The organism is Mesorhizobium sp. M4A.F.Ca.ET.020.02.1.1, from assembly GCF_004022645.1.
GTDB lineage: Bacteria > Pseudomonadota > Alphaproteobacteria > Rhizobiales > Rhizobiaceae > Mesorhizobium.
This window is the reverse complement of sequence record NZ_RZOI01000801.1, coordinates 1-2,583: the sequence shown is the minus strand read 5'-3', so window position 1 is coordinate 2,583 and position 2,583 is coordinate 1. Positions and strand designations below refer to the sequence as shown.

The window sequence follows — 2,583 nt, the reverse complement described above, 5'->3', positions numbered from 1 at the left end:
GTCTTCCAGGTGTACGCGACGCCGGCCTCGACGAAGACGATCAGGCAAGCGATGGTGCGGCCGTCGAGCGTCAGCGAGTGGATGCGGCAGAGGTCGTGCTCAGCCAGCCGGTGCACGGCCTCGCGGGCGAAGGCGGCGCGGTAGCGGTCGATCGCCATGGCGGTGCGCTCGCGGCCCTTCCAGCCGGCCGCCTCAAGCGTCAGGAAGCTTTCGATAGCGTGGCGGATATCTTCCGGTCCGCGCGCCACGATGTGCTCGAGCTGGCCAAGATCGGCCAGGCGGCGCTTCAGGCGACGGAATTCGCGGTAGTGGTGCGAGCGCAGCGACGCCTTGAGGTAGTCCTCGCCGTCGGCCTCGCTTTCGAGCATCGGGCGATCCATCTTGCCGGTGGTGACCATCGTCAGGCCGCGCGTTTCGGCAAAGGCGGTCAAAAGGCTCGCCACCGGTCCGTCCAGCCTGATGTCGGGCAGCACGAAGACCCTCGGCATCTTGAGGTGCGGCCTGGACAGCATCGAGAAGAAATCCTCGATGACGCCGACCGGATCGTCGCGGTCGACCAGCGGCGTGCCGAGCGGGCCGAACGGGCTCGACCAAGTGCGCATGACGGGAACGCCAAGCGGGATGGCCGGTCGCTCGACCGAGAACGGCACCAGCAGGCGCAGCCGGTTGCGGTATTCGTCGCCGTCGCGGATCACGGCGAGCTTGACCTCGCGGTCCTCCAGCCTCGGCATGGCCGGCGCGAGGAAACGCGGATTGAAGAAGACGTTGGGCTCGACGGTGCGGGCGCAGAGATAGTCGAGTTCCTCGACCAGGTCGAAGCCGGCGGCGGCCGGATAGATGGCGAGCTTGCGCTCGGGCCTGTTGTTGGCGAGGATCTCGATATGGGCGGGGTCGGCGTCGCGCGCCAGGCCGGCCAGACCCTGCACCATGGCACCGGCCGGGCCGCCGCTGGTTTCCTCAAGCAACGGGATGGCGGCCATTAGGCGTTCCCCTTCCTGGCGGTCGCGAAGATCAACATGACGATGCCGAGCTTGCGCCAGACGGTGAAGGTGAGCGCGCTGGCCTCGAAGACCATGGCGAGGCTGGTGGCGATCGCCGCGCCCCAGAGGTGGAAGAAGGGGATCAGCACGACGTTGAGGCCGATGTTGAAGGCGAGCGTCATGGCGTAGACGGCGGCGCAGATGTTCTGGTTGCCGCTCATGGTGAGCAGGCTCTCGCACGGGCCGACGGCGGCGCGCGCCACGACGCCAAAGACGAGCAGGAACAGCAGCGGGTAGCCGGCGGTGAATTCGGGGCCGAACAGAACCAGCATCGGCTGTCCCAGCGCCAGCACCAGCAGCGCCATCAGCAGCGAGGGCCAGAAGGTCCACGACACCGTCTCACGGGCGAAGGCGGCAAGCCGATCCGGCTCGCCATGGGTGAACTGGGCATAGCGCTGGGCGACGCCGGCCTTGACGGCGAAATAGACGAAATGCACCAGCGCCAGCGTCTTCACGGTAGCGAAATAGACGGCGACGTCATCCGGATCGAGATAGGCGCCGACCATCAGCACGTCGGCGTTGGTCAGCAGGAAGAAGAAGCTCTCGACCAGGAAGATCGGCAGCGAGACCATGAACCATCGCGTGAAATGCACCTTCATCGGACCGGGCACGAGCTTGCGGTCGATGCGCGCGGTGACGCCCATGAACTGGCCGATCGTGGTGGCATAGCTGGCGGCGATCGAGGCGAAGATCGCGGTCCTGGCATCGGGCGCGTAGCCCGCCGCCAGCATCAGCGCCATGAACACCAGGATCAGCACCGGCCGCACCAGATAGGTCGGCGACAGCGCGAACAGCGCCCATGAATTCGCCCGCGCCAGCCCTTGCAGGAGATCGCCCAGCGCGATCATCGGCAGGCAGATGACGCCGAGGATGAAGGGCACGACATAGTAGTTCTCGATCCAGGGCGAGAACAGCCAGACGCCCAGCGCGCCGAGGCCGGCAATGGCCGTCGAGGCAACCAGCACGAACAGCCGGCTCGCCACGACGATGCCGCGCAGTTCGGCGAGCAGGCCGCGCTCGCGATATTCGGGGATGAAGCGGATGACGGAGGTGTGGAAGCCGAGGCAGGCGAGGTTGCCGACGATCACCATCGTCACCCAGACCAGCACGAAGATGCCGTATTCGAACGAGCCCATCCAGCGCGCCATCAGCGCCTGGCTGACGAAAGCGATGACGGCGCTGATAATGCGGATGGGGAAGGCGATGAGCGACATGCGGCCGGCCTCGCCGCGCTCGTCGGCGGTGAACAGCACGGCATCGATGCGGCCAAGCAACGGGTTCACGCGCAGCGCCCAGCGCTGCGGCAATAACCGCCCGGCAGTCGTCGCCGCGGAAAAGCGCACCCCGATTATTCTCCGTTTTCCGCCTCTTTCCTGCGTTTCGATCTAGCGAAAACACATTAAGAAACGGTTGGGTGGGGAGCTTTCCTTCTCCCTGTCACTATACGGGGCGAAGGCGCCGGCAGGCGAATGAGGGGCGGCGCAGCCCTTCTAAGCATCGCGCTGCCGCGAAGCGGATTGGTTTGCAGGAGTGGGCTGAGGAG

Annotated in this window: 2 protein-coding genes; both read right to left on the bottom strand. The window is 66.2% G+C overall.

What is annotated here, in order from left to right; genetic code table 11:
* A partial coding sequence (locus tag EN742_RS31320; protein ID WP_148670387.1) for a GNAT family N-acetyltransferase occupies window positions 1–980 on the bottom strand: 980 nt, incomplete at its 3' end.
* A complete protein-coding gene (locus EN742_RS31315) occupies window positions 980–2,383 on the bottom strand; it encodes a lipopolysaccharide biosynthesis protein (protein ID WP_128333684.1) in 1,404 nt (467 codons plus the stop codon). The genes EN742_RS31320 and EN742_RS31315, both read right to left, overlap by 1 nt.
* Between the last annotated feature and the right edge of the window lie 200 nt (window positions 2,384–2,583).